Source organism: Geobacillus sp. GHH01, from assembly GCF_000336445.1.
Taxonomy (GTDB): domain Bacteria; phylum Bacillota; class Bacilli; order Bacillales; family Anoxybacillaceae; genus Geobacillus; species Geobacillus zalihae.
The window spans coordinates 281,699-295,498 of record NC_020210.1 but is presented as its reverse complement, the minus strand read 5'-3'; the positions used below and the strand labels follow the sequence as shown (position 1 = coordinate 295,498).

Below are 13,800 nucleotides of genomic sequence, written 5' to 3'. Positions count from 1 at the left end.
AATCTCCTTGCCGCGTCAGTCTGTGACCGCTTCGTTGGCTTCTTTCTCTTCTTGCTGTTGCTCCTCTTTAATGCGATCGAGCGCCATGGCGTAAGCATCATTGCCGTAGTTGAGGCAGCGCTTGACGCGCGAAATCGTCGCCGTGCTCGCTCCGGTTTCCGTTTCGATTTTGTGATACGTATATCCTTCGCGCAGCATGCGGGCGACCTCGAGCCGCTGGGCGAGCGCCTGGATTTCATTCACGGTGCATAAATCATCAAAAAAACGGTAACACTCTTCTAAATCGCGCAGCGATAAAATCGCTTTAAACAGTTGATCCAACTCTCTGCCGCGCAGTTTGTCAATTTGCATAGCTGCTTCCTCCTTGCGTTTTGGCGGGAAAAATGTTGTAGCCAACCAATCTGCGAATCCACCGCCCCTTTGCCTTGCAACAGACAAGGCGGTTATGATTTCCACTGGACGATCGCCAGTTCCGGCACGATATTGATCCACGTTTTTCCCGGCACGAATCCGATCGGAGCCCCGTTATGGTACGGCAGCAGCCGGCCGTCGACGTTTTTCCATTCGATCGGCTGCATGACGCCGCCCTGCAGCAAGTACCCCTTGCCACCGGAGGCGAGGTCGATGTCGCGCCGTCCGTGGCTATCGATGACTCGATGCCGGGCAGCGATAATCATGACGTTTTGCACGACAACCGGCTTATGCGTATCATAATCGATCGTTTGCTCGCCGCCGCTGTACCGGTAATACCCCTTTTGTTCAGGAACATATTGGTATTCAACCTGGGCATAGGCGCGATGCGAATAGGCGATGTGAACCGTCTCGACCTTTTGGCCGCTCGGCTCATCGGTGCGAAACGATAGCGGGGCAACGTGGTCCGTCCAAGCATACCCGTTTTGTTTCGCTCCTTTTTCGATGTTGGCGAATGAAATGTATGAGTTGTGCGGCGCCTTGCGGAACGGGACGCGCTGAAACAATGTGCCGTCGTAAAACAATCCGTTCAAATAGTCGATTCCGCCTCCCTCAAGACGCGCTTTCGCCTCCGGACTCCAGCCGTGACATACATACAGTGCATGGTAGCCTTCACTCAAGTCAATATAGTAATCACGCGCGCTTCGCACCGGTCCGACCCGCTCCGGCAATTCGCTTTGGTACAACGCCAACAAACGGGTGATATCGCCCTCGGCAAGCACCTCATACACGATGTCCGCCGCACGAAGCCCCGATTGCGGCCGCGCCTTCGGGTGATTGTTGATCATCACGCCGACGACCCGTTGATGGATGTTCCCTTTCGCCGGCAGCCCCGTCAGCGGGAACGTTTGTTTTTCCTCCGCCGGAGGCTTGGACGGCTGCTCCTGCCGAGGAGCCGGTTTGGCTGGTTCAGCCTGCTTCGGCTCGCTTTTGGTCGTGCAGCCCCCTAACAACAATGCCGCGCAGCTGATGACGAACAGCCAATGTTTCAATGGACACACAACCTTTTCTTTTTTATTTTACCGCATTATCGAAGGAAAGAGTACCGTTTTGTGCATCACATCATAAATGCCGCGTTGGGTGACGCGCACATACGGCAGGTGGGTCGATTGCAAAAAGAGCAACGAATACACCGGGTCTTCGAACGGATATCCACGCTCGCGCAACAAACGGACGAACGTTTTTTCTTCGTTGATCAATTCATCCACCTCTAAGGAGGACATCATGCCGCCTAAAGGAAGCGAGAGCTCAAACAAAATCTCTCCGTCCTCAGCGAGCACAATGCCGCCGCCGATCTCCTTCATCCGCCGGAAGGCGAGCATCATATCTTCCTTATGCTTGCCGATCAAAATCAAATCCCCGGTGTTCGAGTAAGAACTCGCCAGCCCGCCAAGCACCGATGAAAAACCTTTTAACATCGTATTGACGCGCCAGCGGCCGTTTCGGTCAAACAAGGCCAGAAAACACTCATCATGGTCATGCCCTAAACGATCGCGCGACGTATCGATCGACACGGAATACGGTTTTAAAATGACGGCGTTTTCCATGCACAGCCCCATCGGCATGGAAAATTGCAAATCATCCCATTCAAGCTCCCATGACAACGAAAGCGGCCGAATGCCAAACTGCCCCCATTCCAGATCTGGCCAGAGAGGCGGCGCTTCTCCATCGCGCTTCACCCATTCGCCTTTGGCGAGCACTTGCGCCGGCGTCGGATCGTGAGCCGAGCGCAAAAAGTTGATATGAGCGATGCGGCCGGTGGCAATGCTGCCGTGAAGATGCTCGATGCCGTAGTGGCGGGCGGCGTTGATCGTCGCCATCGCATAGGCATCGATCACCGGCACGCCATGCTCGATCGCGATGCGGATCAGCCAATCGATCACTCCATTCTCATAAAACGATGGCGGCGAGCCATCCGTCGTCAACAAGCATTTATCATAATGCCGGATGCCAAGCGCTTTCATCTCTTCAAGCAGCACCGGCAAATCGGGGCGAATCGAGGAATGCCGAAGCGCGACGGTATAGCCGTGCCAAAGGCGCATGCGCACTTCCTTTCCCGTCATTGCCTCATGATCGCCATCTGCGCCAAAGAGCGCCATTTTGACAAGCGTCTTTTCCGACGCCCCCGGAAAATGCCCTTCAATTTTGCGGCGTCGCCGATGCGCTTCTTGCATCCAGTACAAGATGATGTCATCGCCGCTCGCCACTTTTGGCCATGAGGTCAACTCACCGCCTTGAAGCACCGCCTCTTGGTCAAGCCAGCGCTTGATCCGAGCATTGGACACTTGTTCCTCTTCGCGCTCGAGCTCCGTTTGCCCATCAAATCGGCACCACCAATACATCGACGTTGGAAGCGCATTCATTTCTTGTAAAAAGAAAAGCGCTTCTTCATCATCGAGCTGCAAAAGCAAAAACAAGTTATCGTTGAGGAGTGTTGTTGTTCCGTGCGCCGCTGCATAACGGGCAAATGAATGGGGATTATATAATTGAAATGGATGGACATGCGGCTCGATGTAGCCGGGAACGAGCACGTACCCACGGCAGTCGACGATTTCACACGCCTCGTCGACCTGATCAGGAAGACGCTCTCCGGCATACACGATGCGATCTCCATGGATCCATATGTTTCCTTTTACCCATTCACGAAAATACGAGTGCAAATACGTCGCATTCACCAATACTTTCGTCGGCGATTGTTTGCCATCAATCACCGCTGCTTGTGCACGCAGTTCGCTGCCTTTCCATCGGTAACGTTGTTCGCCCATTGATACCCCGTCCCTTGTTTCCTAATCGTTCCATACAACCATTTTAACGCACAAAAGCGACTTTCACAATAAAAAATATTAAGGAGGGGACAGACCGATGGCGAATATCGGCATTGTGAACGCATTGATTCGCATCACGGTTGGCCTGACTGTCATCGCCTGGGCCACCGCCCGCCTGGCTCGGCGGCCTTGGTGCACATCCTATTTGTGGGCCGCTTTGCTTGGAGCGATGAAAGTCGGAGAAGGGATCACCCGTTTTTGTCCGATGACCGCTCTGTTTGACAATATGCAGCGCCGACAGCTGCTTGAAGAGGAAAAGGAAGCGGTCGTCAATCCGACATGAGGGAGGACATCCGTCCGACGTTGCGCACCGCTTTTTCCAATATCCTCCATCCCACCGTCATTCGGCAACATTTTTCGCATCGTGAGTGATGCGTGCTGCTTCGGTATCGAAGCGGCCCGTGAAGAGTGCAGACTGTCAACGAAAGAGAAGAAAGCAACATGATTCGCGGCTTGGCATTGTGGACTAGCCAAACATCATCAAAAAAGGTGTCCCATACTTGGGACACCTTCGACTACAAAGGAGTGAACCACCTTGCTGCTCGAGTATATGACCGATATGTCGTTCGTATTGGCCGCGTTAATCGGCGGCATTATCGCCCTTTCATACGTGTATATGCGGCGGAGACGCGTTCGATAGCGCGCCGGCCGATATCGCGGCGGTAAAATAAACCGTCACAGTCGATCGCGGCCAATTGCTCGTACGCTCTTTCCTTCGCTTCGGCAAGCGTCTCCCCTTTGGCCGCTAACAGGAGAACGCGTCCGCCATTGGTGTACCATGCGCCGCCTTCTCGTTTGGTGCCAGCATGGAACAACAACGCATCAGGGGAAATTCGGTCCAACCCGCGGATTTCGGCCCCGCGCTCGTACGCGCCGGGGTAACCTTTCGCTGCCAGCACGACGCCAAGCACCGCCTCGTCCGTCCATTCAAGCTCCAACTCTTTTCCATCCATCACCGCTAGTACCGCTTCCACCAAATCGGTCTTCAGCCGCGGTAGCACGACTTGTGCCTCTGGGTCGCCAAAACGGGCGTTGAATTCGATCACTTTCGGCCCCGTTGCTGTTTCGATCAGCCCGGCATACAGCACGCCGGTAAACGGCCGGCCTTCAGCCACTAACGCTTTGGCGGCCGGACGCAAGATCGTCTCCAGCGCTGTTTCCACCGTCTCCGCCGAGATTTGCGGCACCGGCGAGTAGGCTCCCATGCCGCCGGTGTTCGGTCCTTCGTCTCCGTCATACGCCCGCTTATGGTCTTGGGCGATGGAGAGCGGATACACCTTCTCGCCGTTAACGAACGCCATAAACGAAAATTCTTCCCCTTCTAAATACTCCTCAATGACAACTTGACTGCCGGCTGTGCCGAATTGTCCGTCGACAAGCGCTGCCTTCGCCGCGGCAAGCGCGTCTTCCACCGTTTGGGCGACGGTGACGCCTTTTCCGGCGGCCAATCCGTCCGCTTTCACGACGATCGGCGCGCCTTTTTGTTCAATGTACGCTTTCGCTTCTTCGTATGACGTAAAGGTCGCATGGTCCGCCGTTGGGATGCCGTATTTCTTCATCAGCTCTTTGGCAAACGCCTTGCTTCCTTCGATGAGCGCCGCCCTCTGGCTTGGGCCGAAAATGCGAAGCCCCTCGGCCATAAAACGGTCAACAATGCCGGAAGCAAGCGGCGCTTCCGGCCCGACGATCGTCAAATCGATCGCCTGTTGTTTCGCAAACTGCACCAATGCCTCAATATCGAGCTCATCAATAGGAATCAGTTCCGCCACGTCCGCGATGCCCGGGTTTCCCGGCGCTACATACAGCTTGCCAACAAGCGGGCTTTGCGCCGCTTTCCAGGCGATGGCGTGCTCGCGCCCGCCTCGTCCGATGACCAGTACATTCATCGTCTCCCTCTCCTTTGCCACACTTAATGTTTAAAGTGGCGCACGCCGGTGAAGACCATGGCGATGCCGTATTCATCCGCTTTGCGGATCGAGTCGGCGTCGCGAATCGAGCCGCCCGGCTGAATGATCGCGGTAATGCCGGCTTTCGCCGCCGCCTCGACCGTATCGTCCATCGGGAAGAACGCATCGGACGCCAACACGGCGCCAACCGCCTGTTCCCCAGCCTGTTCAATCGCAATTTTGGCCGCGCCGACCCGGTTCATTTGCCCGGCGCCAACGCCGACCGTCATCCCGTTTTTGGCCAGTACAATCGCATTCGATTTCACATGTTTGACAACCTTCCAAGCAAACCGAAGCTGTTCGCGCTCAGCCTCGGTCGGCTCGCGCTTCGTTACGACATTCCATTCGGCGTCTTCAAGCGTGAACGTATCGGCCTCTTGGACGAGCAAGCCGCCATTGACGGAAACGAGCATGTTTTCCTTGACGTCCGGCGCGGTAAAATCAAGCGTCAACAGACGGATGTTTTTCTTTTTCGTCAAAATGGCAAGCGCCTCGTCGCTGAATGACGGAGCGATGACGATTTCCAAAAAGATGTCGTGCATCCGTTCGGCTGTTTCTTTGTCCACTTCACGGTTGACCGCAATAATGCCGCCGAAAATCGAGACTGGATCCGCTTCATACGCTTTCGTAAACGCCTCAAGAAGCGTCGCGCCGACGCCGACGCCGCATGGGTTCATATGTTTGATGGCGGCCACAGCCGGCTCTTGAAATTCGCGAATGAGGTTGATCGCCGCATTGGCGTCGTTAATGTTGTTGTACGACAACTCTTTGCCATGCAGCTGTGTCGCGTTGGCAATCGAGAACGCCGCACCGAGCGGCTTGGCATAAAACGCTGCCGATTGATGCGGATTCTCGCCATAGCGCAATGATTGTTTTTTCGTATACGTGACCGTGAGCGTTTCCGGATAGTTCTCTCCGGTGAGGTTTGTCAAATACTCCGCAATCATCGCGTCATACGCCGCCGTATGGCGGAACGCTTTCGCCGCCAGTTGTTGCCGCGTTTTTGCTTGGATCGAACCGGTCATTTTCAGTTCTTCAATCACTATCGGATAGTCGGCTGGATCGACGACAATCGCGACATCAGCATAGTTTTTCGCCGCCGCCCGCACCATCGTCGGGCCGCCGATATCGATGTTTTCAATCGCCTCGGCGAGCGTCACATCCGGTTTGGCGATCGTTTGTTGGAACGGATACAAGTTGACGACGACCAAATCGATCGGGCGAATGCCGTGCTCTTTAAGCGCTGCTTGGTGGCGCTCATCGCTGCGCACCGCCAAAATGCCGCCGTGAATGGCCGGATGCAATGTTTTGACGCGCCCGTCCAAAATTTCCGGAAAGCCGGTGACATCGGAAATCGAAATGACGGGAACGCCGGCGTCTTCAAGCGCTCGTTTTGTCCCACCGGTCGAAATGATATCAATGCCAAGTTCAGCCAGCTGCTTCGCAAACGGAATGATGCCTTCCTTATTGGACACGCTGATCAATGCTCGTTTCACTGCCATCGTTCTCGATCCTTTCTTCCTGTTGTTCCTTTTCCCCTAGCAGCATGCGCAACACCGTCGGGTACAGCTCGTGTTCGACTTGATGGATGCGCGCCTCAAGCGCCTCGATCGGCTCGCCCGGCACGATCGGAACAACGCGCTGGGCGATGACCGGCCCGGTGTCCATCCCTTCATCAACGTAATGAACGGTGACCCCTGTTTCCAAAACGCCAGCCCGATACGCTTGGCCGATCGCATCCTTGCCCGGAAACGCCGGCAGCAGCGACGGATGAATGTTGACGATTTTCCCTTCATAGGCGGAAAGCAAAGTCGGCCCGATCAAGCGCATATAGCCGGCCAACGCAATCCAGTCGATTTGGCGTTCCTTTAGCTCACGCAAAATCTCGCTCTCAAACGCCGCTTTGGACGGGTAGTCTTTTGGAGAAAACACAAACGCCGGCACGTTTTCGCGCGCCGCTCGTTCAATGACTTTCGCACCTGGGCGGTCGCAGACCAAAAGCGCCACACGAGCCGGCAAATCGCCGCGCTTGGCCGCGTCGACGATCGCTTGAAAGTTCGTGCCGCTTCCTGAGGCGAACACCGCCAGCCGCTTCATGCCCGGCCCCCTCCAGCAAACGACACGCCCGCTCCTTCGGCCACTTCGCCGATGATGTACGCCGGTTCGCCTCGTTCCGAAAGCCACTCAACAAGAGGCGCCGCCGTTTCCGGACTGACAGCGAGCACAAGGCCGATGCCCATATTAAAGACGGAAAACATCTCTTCTTCCTCAAGCTCGCCTTTTTGGCGCAACAAGTCAAAAATTGGCAAAACCGGCCATGAACCGAGCTGAATGCGCGCGCCGATTCCTGGCGGCAGCATGCGCGGAATGTTTTCGATCAACCCGCCGCCGGTAATATGCGCCATCCCTTTGATCGTAAACCGCTCGCGCACAGAGCGCAACAGTTTCGCATAAATGCGCGTCGGCTTCAATAACTCCTCGCCGAGCGGAACATCAAGCGGCTCGTAAATCTCATTAAGCGACAATTTCGCTTGTTCAAACACAATGCGGCGCACAAGCGAATAGCCGTTGCTGTGAAGGCCGCTTGATGGCAGGCCGACAAGCGCATCGCCCGCTTGAATCGTCTCTCCGGTTATGAGTCGCTCTTTTTCCGCAACGCCGACCGCAAACCCAGCCAAATCATACTCATCTTCATCATACATTCCTGGCATTTCCGCGGTCTCCCCGCCGATCAAGGCGCAGCCGGCTTCGACGCAGCCGTCGGCCACCCCTTTGACGATGGCGGCGATTTTCTCCGGCACCGCCTTGCCGCAAGCGATATAGTCGAGGAAAAAGAGCGGCTCCGCCCCTTGGACAATAATATCGTTGACACACATAGCGACACAGTCGATGCCGATCGTATCATGCCGGTCAAGCAAAAACGCTAGTTTCAACTTCGTTCCGACACCGTCCGTGCCGGAGATGAGCACCGGCTGGCGGTAACCAAGCGCAGATAGATCAAACAAGCCGCCAAACCCGCCGATCCCGCCCAGCACTTCGGGACGCATCGTTTTTTGCACGTGCTCTTTCATGAGGGCGACGGCCTGATAACCAGCCTCGATGTCGACCCCTGCTTGTTTGTATGCCTTTGCCACGTCAACTCCTCCTTTTCGCCGCCCATCACGCTCAGGACGCCAGGCGACGCTCTTGTTGCGCAGCGTTTCTCTCGTGGAAACGCGCCACCACACTCGTCAGCTGCACCGGTTATACTTCCTCCATCATTTCATCGTCAGACATGGCCGCGCCGTTTGACCGAGACGGGTCGGATATTGGCCAGTGAAACACGCCAAACATTGCCCGCGCTCTGGCGAGACGTCCGGGCGCCCGATCGCCTCAAGCATCCCTTCCTGGCTGATAAAGGCGAGGGAATCAGCGCCAATCAAGCGCCGAATCTCTTCAACAGTGCGATTCGCCGCGATCAATTCTTCCTTTGACGACGTATCAATGCCGTAAAAGCAAGGATGGGTGATCGGCGGCGCGCTGATGCGCACGTGCACTTCGACCGCTCCCGCTTCGCGGAGCATCGAGACGATGCGCCGGCTCGTCGTCCCGCGCACGATCGAATCATCCACCATCACAACCCGTTTGCCGGCCACAACCCCGCGCACCGGCGACAGCTTCATTTTCACTCCTTGCTCGCGCAGCGCCTGCGACGGCTGGATGAACGTCCGGCCAACATAACGGTTTTTGATGAGCCCTAATTCATAGGGGATGCCGCTCGCCTCAGCATAGCCGATGGCAACGGAGATGCTTGAGTCCGGCACGCCGGTGACGATGTCGGCCTCTGCCGGCGCTTCCAAAGCCAGCCGCTTTCCTAAGTTTTTTCGGGCCGTATGGACATTGATGCCGTCGACATGGCTGTCCGGACGAGCGAAATAAATGTACTCCATGCTGCAAATCGACCGCGGCTGCCTAGAAGCGAACCGTTCTGAACGCACCCCTTCGCGGCTGATGATGAGCAATTCCCCAGGCGCCACTTCCCGCTCGTATGTGGCGCCGATGACGTCAAACGCGCACGTTTCCGACGCCACGACATACGCCGAGCCGAGCCGGCCGAGCGACAGCGGCCGAAACCCGTGCGGATCAAGCGCCGCATAGAGCGCCTTTTCCGTCAGCAGCAAAAACGCAAACGCCCCTTCGATCTGACTGAGCGCCTCTTTCATTTGCTCGACAAACGTCGGCGCTTGGCTGCGGCGGATGAGATGGGCGAACACTTCCGTATCCGATGTCGTCTGAAAAATGCTTCCTTGTCCTTCAAGCGCGAGCTTCAACTCGATGGCGTTTGTCAAGTTGCCGTTATGGGCCAACGCCATCGCGCCGGTTTGCGAGCGGAACAAGAGCGGCTGAACGTTTTCATAGCCGCCCCCGCCCGCCGTCGAATAGCGGACATGACCGATGGCCGCCGCCCCTTTGAGCGCATCGAGCGTACCGCTTTGAAACACATCGGTCACCAGCCCCAGCCCTTTATGACCGGATAAGCTCCCGTTATGCGCGACAACGATGCCGGCCCCTTCCTGCCCACGGTGCTGCAGGCTGTGAAGCCCGTAGTATGTGAGCCGGGCGGCGTCTTCATGCCCCCAAATGCCGAAAATGCCGCACTCCTCGTTCAATCCTTTGATTTCAGCAAGCATGGAATAGCCCCTTTCCAGACGTTTCGCATCTTGGCAACGGAAAGGTGAATGAGCGTCTCACCGTGCTCCCCGTTCACCACGAATGCGCCGTCGTCTGTCACTTCGCCGATTTGTTTCGCTTCAACCAGTTGCTCAAACGCCTCTTTTTGCTCTTTTTTCACCGAGACAACAAAGCGTGATTGCGTTTCGCTGAACAGTTCACTGACGAGGTCACCGTCTATCGTCACCTTGGCGCCAAGCCCCGAGGCACCCATGACACACTCAGCAAGCGCAACGGCTAATCCTCCTTCGGCAATATCATGCGCTGACGCCACCACCCCCGCGCGGATCGCTGCAAGCAGCTGGCGCTGGCGGCTTGCTTCCACCTCTAAGTCAATCTCCGGTGCTTTTCCAAAAATGCGGCCTTCCAGCCATTTTTGCAACTCGCTGCCGCCAAACTCCGGCTTCGCCTCGCCGATCACGTAAATGAGGTCGCCCGCTTGCTTAAACGACTGAGTCGTAATATGGGAAAGATCATCAATGAGACCGACCATGCCAACGACCGGGGTTGGGTACACGGCCTCGCCGTTCGTTTCATTGTACAGCGAGACGTTGCCGCTCACCACCGGCGTCCCGAGCGCCCGGCACGCTTCGCTCATCCCGTCGACTGCTTTTTCGAGCTGCCAGAAAATCTCCGGCTTTTCCGGGCTGCCAAAGTTGAGGCAGTCCGTAATGGCGAGCGGCTTCGCTCCGGAGCAGACGACATTGCGCGCCGCCTCGGCGACGGCGATTTTCCCGCCCGTTTCTGGATCCAAATACAAGTAGCGCGAGTTGCAATCCGTCGTCAGCGCGAGCGCCTTATTCGTGCCGCGGATGCGCACGACCGCCGCGTCCGATCCCGGGGCGACGACCGTATTCGTCCGCACCATATAGTCGTACTGGTCGTACACCCATTCTTTGCTCGCAATCGTCGGCTGGGCGAGCAGCCCGAGCAATGTTTGGTTGTAGTCTTCGATGTGCGGAATATACGGCGGCATCGCTTGAAACTCGCGGTAATAAGCCGGCTCCGCAGACGGTTTATGATACACCGGCGCGTCTTTCGCCAAGGCGTCCACTGGAATTTCCGCCGCCACCTCGCCTCGGAACAAGAGGCGGAGCATTTTGTCATCGGTCACTTTGCCGATTGCTTTGGCCTCGAGGCCGTATTTGGCAAAAATCGCGGCGATTTCGTCTTCACAACCTTGCTTGACAACAAGCAACATCCGTTCCTGCGATTCGGACAGCATCATTTCGTACGGCGTCATGCCTGCCTCACGCTGCGGGACGAGATCCAAATTCATTTCAATGCCAAATCCGCCTTTGCTTGCCATCTCGGCGGATGAACTCGTGAGTCCTGCCGCCCCCATATCTTGAATGCCGACTAACGCATCGGACTTGACTGCTTCAAGACACGCCTCAAGCAGCAGTTTTTCCATAAACGGGTCGCCGACTTGCACGGCGGGACGCTTTGCTTCCGACTGTTCGCTCAACTCTTCCGAAGCAAACGTCGCCCCGTGGATGCCGTCGCGGCCCGTTTTCGCCCCGACGTACATGACCGTGTTGCCGACCCCGGTCGCCACGCCGCGCTGAATGTCCTCATGGCGGATGATCCCGACGCACATGGCGTTGACCAATGGGTTGCCTTCATACGCCGGGTCGAACTGCACCTCGCCGCCGACAGTTGGGATGCCGACGCAGTTGCCGTACCCGGCAATGCCAGCGACGACCTGCTCAAACAAATATTTGACGCGCGGCGACGTCAGTTCGCCAAACCGAAGCGAGTTCAAAAGCGCGATCGGCCGCGCCCCCATCGAAAAGACGTCGCGGATGATGCCGCCGACCCCGGTCGCCGCCCCTTGATACGGCTCGATCGCTGACGGATGGTTATGGCTTTCGATTTTAAACGCCACCGCCAGCCCGTCGCCAATATCGACAATGCCCGCACCCTCACCCGGCCCTTGCAGCACGTGCGGACCATCAGTCGGGAATTTTTTCAGCACCGGCTTCGAGTTTTTGTAGCTGCAATGCTCCGACCACATGACGGCAAAAATGCCGGTTTCCGTGTAGTTCGGCAGCCTCCCCAAAATCGCTTCAATGCGCGCAAACTCTTCATCTGTTAACCCCATCTCACGGTACAACTTTTGTTCTTTGATCATCGCCGCGCTCGGCTCAAGCAGTAACGACATGCGTCTCCCTCCAATAGTTGACGATCGATCGGAATAGTTTCAATCCGTCCGCGCTGCCGAGCAAGGCGTCGACCGCCCGCTCCGGATGCGGCATCATGCCGAGCACATTGCCCCGTTCATTGACGATGCCGGCAATATCCGCCAAGCTGCCGTTCGGATTTTCTCCATGGTAACGGAACACGATTTGCCGGTTCTTGACAAGGCGCTCGAGCGTCTGTTCATCGCAATAATAATTCCCTTCGCCATGGGCGATTGGAATTGTAATGACTTCGCCTTTTTCGTAAGCGGATGTAAACATCGTCTCATTGTTTTCCACCACAAGCTGCACTGGCCGGCAGATGAACTTCAACCCTTGATTGCGGCGCATCGCCCCAGGAAGCAAGCCGGCTTCAAGCAAAATTTGAAACCCGTTGCACACGCCAAGCACCGGTTTTCCGGCGTCAGCTGCCTGTTTGACGGCAGCCATTACTTTCGAAAAGCGGGCGATCGCCCCCGAACGCAAGTAATCGCCGTACGAAAAGCCGCCTGGAAGCAAAATGGCGTCAAAACGGTCTAGATCGTCCTCGTCATGCCAAACGTATTCGACCTCTTCGCCAAGTTCATCGGCGATCGCATGATACATATCGACATCGCAATTCGATCCCGGAAACACAACGACGGCAAACTTCATCGGGCGACGGCCTCCTCGATTTCATAGCGGTAGTCTTCAATCACCGGGTTGGCAAGCAGTTTTTCACACATCTCGCGAACGAGCTCGTTGATGTCGCGGTCGCTCTCTTCAATCACGAGCTCCATAAACTTCCCGATTCGTACATCTTTCACTTCCGTATACGATAAGCTGTGCAGCGCCCCTTTTACAGCGATCCCTTGCGGATCCAACACACTCTCTCGCAACGTGACATACACTTTTACTTTGTACATGCCGATTCTCCCCCTAACCGTTGTAAAATGACTTCGTATGCGTCCGTCAAACTGCCCAAGTCGCGGCGGAACACGTCTTTGTCGAGCTTTTCGTTCGTCTTTGCGTCCCATAACCGGCACGTGTCCGGTGAAATCTCATCCGCCAAGAGGATGGCTCCGTCTGCTGTACGGCCGAACTCAAGCTTAAAATCAATCAACCGCACGTTCCGCTCGGCAAAATGGAGGCGCAGCACGTCATTCACCGCCAGCGCGGCCTGCTTCAGCGCGGCGATTTCCTCGCGGCTGGCGAGTTTTAAAATGAAGATATGATCTTCCAACAACAACGGGTCGCCAAGGTCGTCGTTTTTGTAATAAAACTCAACAAGCGGCGCCTCAAGCGGCGTCCCTTCCTCTAGACCGATCCGCTTGGCTAAACTTCCCGCTACCACATTGCGGACAACGACTTCAAGCGGGATGATCGTCACGCGCCGGACCAATTGTTCCGTTGGCGACAGCTTTTCAATAAAATGATTGGCAATGCCTGCTTCGCGCAGCTTCAAAAACAACAAGCTGGAAATCTCGTTATTGAGCCGCCCTTTGCCGGCGATCGTCGCCTTTTTTTCGCCGTTAAACGCCGTTGCGCTGTCTTTGTACTCGACCCAAAGCACATCTGGCTCGTCAGTCGCGTAAATTTTTTTCGCTTTCCCTTCATATAACAGCTGTTGTTTCGTCGGCACGATCAACGCCTCCGTTTATCCAGAAGATTGAAAATCTTTTGTATAGC

Annotated in this window: 13 protein-coding genes; 1 reads left to right on the top strand and 12 read right to left on the bottom strand. The window is 56.0% G+C overall.

The window, feature by feature from the left end; genetic code table 11:
* Positions 1-15: 15 nt before the first annotated feature.
* From GHH_RS01570 to GHH_RS01560, 3 genes are all read right to left on the bottom strand, one after another.
* Complete coding sequence (locus GHH_RS01570; RefSeq protein ID WP_011229782.1) at positions 16-351, bottom strand: YerC/YecD family TrpR-related protein; 336 nt, start codon at positions 349-351, stop codon at positions 16-18.
* Positions 352-443: 92 nt separating this feature from the next.
* Entirely contained in the window at positions 444-1,463 is a 1,020-nt protein-coding gene (locus tag GHH_RS01565; protein WP_015373819.1) for a DUF3048 domain-containing protein, read from the bottom strand.
* A gap of 27 nt (positions 1,464-1,490) precedes the next feature.
* Positions 1,491-3,236 carry an adenine deaminase C-terminal domain-containing protein gene (locus GHH_RS01560; protein WP_015373818.1) on the bottom strand — a complete coding sequence of 582 codons (1,746 nt, stop codon included), beginning with the start codon at positions 3,234-3,236 and terminating at the stop codon, positions 1,491-1,493.
* Between the two features lie 97 nt (positions 3,237-3,333).
* Between GHH_RS01560 and GHH_RS01555 the strand changes: the two genes are divergently transcribed.
* The gene (locus GHH_RS01555; RefSeq protein ID WP_013522825.1) at positions 3,334-3,579 is read left to right on the top strand and encodes a DUF2892 domain-containing protein; all 246 of its coding nucleotides are present in this window, start codon (positions 3,334-3,336) and stop codon (positions 3,577-3,579) included.
* A 310-nt stretch (positions 3,580-3,889) separates the two neighbouring features.
* Here the strand turns inward: GHH_RS01555 and purD are convergent, their stop codons facing one another.
* From purD to purC, 9 genes are all read right to left on the bottom strand, one after another.
* Positions 3,890-5,182 (bottom strand): phosphoribosylamine--glycine ligase, encoded by a 1,293-nt coding sequence (gene purD / locus GHH_RS01550; RefSeq protein WP_015373817.1) that lies wholly within the window; start codon positions 5,180-5,182, stop codon positions 3,890-3,892.
* Between the two features lie 23 nt (positions 5,183-5,205).
* On the bottom strand, positions 5,206-6,744 hold the full coding sequence (gene purH / locus GHH_RS01545) for a bifunctional phosphoribosylaminoimidazolecarboxamide formyltransferase/IMP cyclohydrolase (RefSeq protein ID WP_015373816.1): 1,539 nt from the start codon (positions 6,742-6,744) through the stop codon (positions 5,206-5,208).
* Positions 6,707-7,339: a phosphoribosylglycinamide formyltransferase gene (gene purN, locus GHH_RS01540; RefSeq protein WP_015373815.1), complete on the bottom strand. Its 633-nt coding sequence runs from the start codon at positions 7,337-7,339 to the stop codon at positions 6,707-6,709. Before purN ends, purH begins: the two co-directional genes overlap by 38 nt.
* Positions 7,336-8,376: a phosphoribosylformylglycinamidine cyclo-ligase gene (gene purM, locus GHH_RS01535; protein ID WP_015373814.1), complete on the bottom strand. Its 1,041-nt coding sequence runs from the start codon at positions 8,374-8,376 to the stop codon at positions 7,336-7,338. The genes purN and purM overlap by 4 nt, the downstream gene beginning before the upstream one ends.
* Positions 8,377-8,499: 123 nt before the next feature.
* Positions 8,500-9,912 (bottom strand): amidophosphoribosyltransferase, encoded by a 1,413-nt coding sequence (purF, locus tag GHH_RS01530; protein ID WP_015373813.1) that lies wholly within the window; start codon positions 9,910-9,912, stop codon positions 8,500-8,502.
* A complete protein-coding gene (gene purL, locus GHH_RS01525; RefSeq protein ID WP_015373812.1) occupies positions 9,888-12,116 on the bottom strand; it encodes a phosphoribosylformylglycinamidine synthase subunit PurL in 2,229 nt (742 codons plus the stop codon). Before purL ends, purF begins: the two co-directional genes overlap by 25 nt.
* Positions 12,100-12,786, bottom strand: coding sequence for a phosphoribosylformylglycinamidine synthase subunit PurQ (gene purQ / locus GHH_RS01520; RefSeq protein WP_015373811.1), 687 nt, complete (start codon positions 12,784-12,786; stop codon positions 12,100-12,102). Before purQ ends, purL begins: the two co-directional genes overlap by 17 nt.
* Complete coding sequence (purS, locus tag GHH_RS01515; protein ID WP_013522818.1) at positions 12,783-13,037, bottom strand: phosphoribosylformylglycinamidine synthase subunit PurS; 255 nt, start codon at positions 13,035-13,037, stop codon at positions 12,783-12,785. Before purS ends, purQ begins: the two co-directional genes overlap by 4 nt.
* Entirely contained in the window at positions 13,025-13,753 is a 729-nt protein-coding gene (gene purC / locus GHH_RS01510) for a phosphoribosylaminoimidazolesuccinocarboxamide synthase (protein WP_013522817.1), read from the bottom strand. Before purC ends, purS begins: the two co-directional genes overlap by 13 nt.
* Positions 13,754-13,800: the final 47 nt, after the last annotated feature.